This is a genomic window from Vibrio crassostreae (assembly GCF_041439375.1).
GTDB classification, from domain to species: Bacteria; Pseudomonadota; Gammaproteobacteria; order Enterobacterales; family Vibrionaceae; genus Vibrio; species Vibrio crassostreae_D.
The window spans coordinates 23,633-29,632 of record NZ_JBGONY010000059.1 but is presented as its reverse complement, the minus strand read 5'-3'; the positions used below and the strand labels follow the sequence as shown (position 1 = coordinate 29,632).

General features: G+C 45.5%; 5 protein-coding genes. All 5 read right to left on the bottom strand.

The features are described from left to right. Nucleotides 1-192: 192 nt before the first annotated feature. The 5 genes from secF to queA all read right to left on the bottom strand — a co-directional run bounded on the left by secF (nt 193) and on the right by queA (nt 5,852). Nucleotides 193-1,140 (bottom strand): protein translocase subunit SecF, encoded by a 948-nt coding sequence (gene secF, locus ACED45_RS19615; protein ID WP_048658840.1) that lies wholly within the window; start codon nt 1,138-1,140, stop codon nt 193-195. Between the two features lie 14 nt (nt 1,141-1,154). Then, complete coding sequence (gene secD / locus ACED45_RS19610; protein WP_080967378.1) at nt 1,155-3,011, bottom strand: protein translocase subunit SecD; 1,857 nt, start codon at nt 3,009-3,011, stop codon at nt 1,155-1,157. A gap of 20 nt (nt 3,012-3,031) precedes the next feature. Then, a complete protein-coding gene (yajC, locus tag ACED45_RS19605) occupies nt 3,032-3,361 on the bottom strand; it encodes a preprotein translocase subunit YajC (RefSeq protein ID WP_010440492.1) in 330 nt (109 codons plus the stop codon). Nucleotides 3,362-3,472: 111 nt separating this feature from the next. Beyond that, the gene (gene tgt / locus ACED45_RS19600; RefSeq protein WP_017056177.1) at nt 3,473-4,609 is read right to left on the bottom strand and encodes a tRNA guanosine(34) transglycosylase Tgt; all 1,137 of its coding nucleotides are present in this window, start codon (nt 4,607-4,609) and stop codon (nt 3,473-3,475) included. 190 nt (nt 4,610-4,799) lie between these two features. Beyond that, nucleotides 4,800-5,852, bottom strand: coding sequence for a tRNA preQ1(34) S-adenosylmethionine ribosyltransferase-isomerase QueA (queA, locus tag ACED45_RS19595; RefSeq protein WP_017629870.1), 1,053 nt, complete (start codon nt 5,850-5,852; stop codon nt 4,800-4,802). Nucleotides 5,853-6,000 lie beyond the last annotated feature (148 nt).

Below are 6,000 nucleotides of genomic sequence, written 5' to 3'. Positions count from 1 at the left end.
ACGAAATACGAAATACGAAATACGAAATACGAAATACGAAATACGAAATACGAAAATGGTGCTCTTAGTGACAGTATATGCAACTCAACTTGCCGATAAGTTACGTTGATCTTATCGACAATATACAGACGTAAAAAAACCGCTAGTTGCCTAGCGGTTTTTTTGGTTTAGCAAAACTTGTTAAGCCAAGGCCTAAGGCATTTCGTCAAACTCTTCACCTTCTTTTTCCACTTGTGGTGGCATTAGGTGTTCACGTGTAATACCCAACTTCATTGCTAGTGCAGATGCAACGTAGATAGAAGAGTAAGTACCAACCGTAATACCCAATAGAAGGGCAGTTGCGAAGCCGTGAATCATAGCGCCGCCCTGAACGAACAGTGCGATAACTACGAATAACGTGGTACCAGAAGTGATCAATGTACGACTCAATGTTTGTGTGATTGAGCTGTTCAGTACTTCAGGCGCTTCACCTTTACGCATCTTACGGAAGTTCTCACGAATACGGTCGAATACAACGATGGTATCGTTGAGGGAGTAACCGACTACCGTTAGCAAGGCTGCTACGATGGTAAGGTCGACCTCAATTTGCATTAGAGAGAACACACCAAGTGTGATGATAACATCGTGCGCCAGTGCTAATACCGCACCCGCAGCCAAACGCCATTCAAATCGCACTGATACGTAGATCAAGATACAGATAAGAGAAACTAGGATAGCAAGGCCACCCGCTTCTGTTAGCTCATCACCTACGTTAGGACCAACGAACTCGATACGACGCATTTCAACTTGCTCACCAGTACCATTCTCAATAGCAGAAAGGATTTGGTTACCAAGCGTTTCGCCCGCTACGCCATCACGTGGACGTAAACGAACCATCACATCACGAGCTGAACCGAAGTTCTGTACCGTTGCATCACCAAAGCCTTCGGCTTCTAGTGCACTACGGATATCAGGAAGGTGTGCCGGTTGTTCAAAACCAACTTCAATCAGAGTACCGCCAGTAAAATCTAGACCCCAGTTCAACGATTTCGTTGTTAGGGTGAAGATAGCAGTACCAATCATCAAGATAGAAAAAACAAAGGCAACCTTTGACCAACGCATAAAGTCGATCATTTTGTCTGCTTTTAGAATCTGAAACATATTAATTCCTAGCCTTAGATCGACAGTTTTTTAACGCGTTTGCCGCCATACATCAGGTTCACGATACAACGTGTTCCCACAATAGCTGTAAACATTGAAGTCAAGATACCGATAGACAGCGTTACCGCGAAGCCTTTGATAGCACCAGTACCCACAGCAAATAGAATAATTGCTGTTAGTAGCGTGGTGATGTTGGCATCGGCGATTGTGCTGAATGCGTTCGCGTAACCTTGGTGAATCGCTTGTTGTGGACTACGTCCATCTCGAAGCTCTTCACGTATACGCTCAAAGATCAGAACGTTGGCATCAACCGCCATACCGACCGTTAATACGATACCGGCAATACCTGGCAGGGTCATAGTAGCCCCCGGAATCATCGACATCACACCGATAATCAACACCAAGTTAGCCATTAGCGCAACGTTCGCAATCAGACCAAAGCTGCGGTAGTAAAGCAGCGTAAACAGCATTACAGCAGCCATACCCCAAACCATCGCCATGATACCCATATCGATGTTTTGTTGCCCCATAGATGGACCAATCGTACGTTCTTCTACAATCGAGATAGGCGCAATCAGAGCACCAGCACGCAGTAGAAGTGCCAAGTTATGAGCTTCAGCCGTTGAGTCGATACCAGTAATACGGAAGTTACGACCAAGTGCAGACTGAATCGTCGCTTGGTTAATCACTTCTTCGTGCTTACTTAAGATAACTCGACCTTCCGGTGTTTTACGACCGCTGTCTTTGTACTCTGCAAATACCGTCGCCATTAGCTTACCGATATTCTGACGAGAGAATGCAGACATCTTGCTACCACCTTCGCTGTCTAGCGAGATGTTAACTTGAGGACGACCATATTCATCAACACTTGAGCTTGCATCAGTAATACTTGAACCGCCTAGAATAACGCGCTTCTTAAGTACCACAGGACGACCATCACGATCTTGCTTGATTTCGCTACCCGCAGGGGCACGACCAGAAGCGGCAGCGGCTAAATCAGCACTGCTATCTACTTCACGGAACTCAAGCGTCGCGGTAGCACCAAGGATTTCTTTAGCGCGAGCCGTGTCTTGAACACCAGGCAATTCCACTACGATACGGCTAGAACCTTGACGTTGAACCAAAGGTTCAGCAACACCAAGTTCGTTAACACGGTTACGTAGAATGGTAATGTTTTGCTCAACCGCGTAGTTACGGATTTCTTGAAGACGAGCCTCTGTAAAGCTTGCAACCAAAGAGAAACGACCGTTAGATTCAGAATCTACGAACGTCATATCTTGGTGCTTAGATTGCAGTAGCGATTTCGCTTCAGCAAGCTGCTCTTCGTTACGCAGAATCACTTCAACCGCATCTTTACCAGATGGGCGAATCGCACGGTAACGGATTTTCTCTTCACGAAGTTCACTACGGAATGCTTCTTCTTGTTGACCAACCAGCTTTTGCATCGCCGCGTCCATATCCACTTCCATTAAGAAGTGAACACCACCACGTAGATCAAGACCAAGTTTCATTGGTGCAGCACCAATAGATTCAAGCCAATCAGGAGTTGAAGCCGCTAGGTTTAAAGCAACAATAACGTCATCGCCTAGTGCTTCTGTGATGATATCACGGGCACTAATTTGCGTATCTGTGTCGTTAAAGCGAACAAGAATGGAACCGTTTTCGAGAGCAACGGATTTAGTAGAAAGGTTTTCTGCTTCAAGAGCATTGGTGACAGCATCCAGCGTAGACATATCTACAGAGGCGCCGCGCGCCCCTGTAACTTGAACTGCCGGATCTTCACCGTATATATTTGGAAGTGCGTACAACGCAGCGATAGCGATGGCAAACACCACCATCAAATACTTCCATAACGGGTAACGGTTTAGCACAGCGAGGATCCTCTAGCTGTTTATAGAGATTTCAGAGTACCTTTTGGTAGCACTGCTGTAACGAAGTCTTTCTTGATAACTACTTCGTTGTTTGCGTTCAGTTCGATAGCAACGTAGTCGCTGTCTTCAGCAATCTTAGTGATCTTGCCGATTAGGCCGCCGCTTGTAAGAACTTCATCGCCTTTGCCCATAGAAGACATAAGGTTCTTGTGCTCTTTAACACGCTTAGCTTGTGGACGGTAGATCATGAAGTAGAAGATCACAGCGAACATACCTAGCATGATAAGCATTTCGAAACCGCCGCCTGCTGGTGCACCTTCTGCTGCTGCGTGAGCTTGAGAAATAAACATTTAAAACATCCTCTATTTATATTTTCGTAATTGTTTGTCTAATTGGGTTGCATCCCTTTATTTTCAAGCCCCATCACTCGGAAGAGAGATAGGGCTCGCAAAAAAGAAATACTAAGATTCTTTACCTAGTGGTGGCACTTCACGCCCCATTCTTGCGTAGAACTCTGCAACGAACTCTTCAAAGCGGTCTTCATCGATAGACTGACGAATGTCTGACATTACTCGTTGGTAGAAACGCAGGTTATGAATCGTGTTCAGTCGAGCACCTAGGATTTCGTTACAACGATCCAAATGGTGTAAGTACGACTTGCTGTAGTTCTTACAAGTGTAACAGTCACACTCTGAATCTAGTGGTGTTGTATCGGTTTTATGCTTCGCATTACGGATCTTGATCACACCTTCAGTCACAAACAGGTGGCCGTTACGTGCATTTCGCGTTGGCATTACACAGTCAAACATGTCGATACCACGACGAACACCTTCAACTAGGTCTTCTGGTTTGCCTACGCCCATTAGGTAACGTGGCTTATCTTCCGGCAGTTGAGGACATGTGTGTTCAAGAATACGGTGCATGTCTTCTTTTGGTTCGCCTACTGCTAGACCACCAACTGCGTAACCATCAAAACCAATTTCAGTTAGGCCTTTAACAGATACATCACGAAGGTCTTCGTACACACCACCTTGAACGATACCGAATAGTGAGTTCGGGTTTTCAAGTTTGTCGAAGTGGTTACGTGAACGCTCAGCCCAACGAAGAGACATCTCCATTGAGTCTTTTGCTTCTTTGTGTGTCGCTGGGTAAGGCGTACACTCGTCAAAGATCATTACGATGTCTGAACCTAAGTCTTTTTGGATTTCCATAGACTTCTCAGCGTCCATGAAGATCTTGTCACCGTTTACAGGGTTACGGAAGTGAACACCCTCTTCAGTGATTTTACGCATTGCACCTAGGCTGAATACTTGGAAGCCGCCTGAATCAGTCAGGATAGGACCGTGCCAGTTCATGAAATCGTGCAGGTCACCGTGCATTTTCATGATCTCTTGACCAGGACGTAGCCATAGGTGGAATGTGTTACCTAATAGGATTTCAGCGCCTGTGTCTTTCACTTCTTCAGGTGTCATACCTTTTACAGTACCGTAAGTACCTACAGGCATGAATGCTGGGGTTTCAACGGTACCGCGTTCAAACTGAAGTTGACCACGACGTGCGCCGCTATTAGTTTTTTTAAGTTCGTATTTTAATTTCACGAAGCCTCCAATATGCCAGAGAAACAATCTGACTGTTAATTCAGAACCTTAGGCCAAACAAAAGTTCAGTCTAGTGGGCTCTATGAGGAGCGGTCGCGTATTCCTTGCGAGAGATTAGACAGACACCCTGCCCGACTCCTAGCTTACTGCTAGCACCCGTAAATTTTTTTATCGCTTAAACCAGCTTCAATTAGCTCGTTTTCTTATTGATGAACATAGCATCGCCGTAGCTGAAGAAACGATATTCGCTCTTCACGGCGTGATCGTATGCGCCCATCACATTGTCGTAACCTGCAAATGCACTCACCAACATAATCAGCGTTGATTCTGGTAAGTGGAAATTGGTAATCAAGCAATCCACCAACTGGTATTCGTAACCAGGGAAGATAAAGATTTCAGTGTCACCAAAGAAAGGAACCAACTCTGTGCCTTTCTTCAACGCATCTTGCGCTGCACTTTCTAGTGAGCGTACTGATGTTGTACCAACGGCAATAATACGACCGCCACGAGCTTTTGCTGCAGCTACGGCGTCAACCACTTCTTGCGGGACTTCAACGTACTCAGCATGCATGTGGTGATCATTTATATTATCGACTTTTACTGGCTGGAACGTACCAGCACCAACGTGAAGCGTCACATAAGCAAATTCGACACCTTTTTCTTTCATGTCAGCCATTAGCTTGTCATCAAAGTGCAGGCCTGCAGTTGGCGCAGCAACCGCTCCCGGCTTCTCATTATAGACCGTCTGGTAACGCTCTTTATCTGCGTCTTCATCTGGACGATCAATATAAGGAGGTAGCGGCATATGACCAACACTGTTCAGAATCTCTAAAACGCTTTGATCGGATGTGAAATGGATTTCGAATAACGCATCGTGACGCGCCACCATTTCAGCTTCATATTCATCGTTCTCACCAAGGAACAACTTGGTACCCGGCTTCGGTGATTTAGAACAACGAACATGCGCAAGAATGCTTTTCTCATCAAGCATACGTTCAACCAAGACTTCAAGCTTACCGCCTGATGCCTTGCGACCGAATACACGAGCAGGAATCACTCGAGTATTATTGAAAACAACAAGATCGCCTGGTTCAACCAAGTCTAAAACGTCTTTAAACGAACCATCTGTCAGGTTGCCATTATTGCCGTCTAATTTAAGCAGACGGCTTGCTGTACGCTCTTCTTGAGGATAGCGAGCAATAAGTTCATCTGGTAGGTCAAAGTGAAAATCTGAAACTTGCATGTGTCTAGTCTTGTCTTAGTTGATGAGATTTGTGCCGTTGACGAATCATCAATCGTAGTTGCTGAACAATGGTTACGGTAAGTCAATCATTACCGGAAACACATCGCAAACACGACTAAAAATTTCGCAGTGGGCTAGTATAGGCACA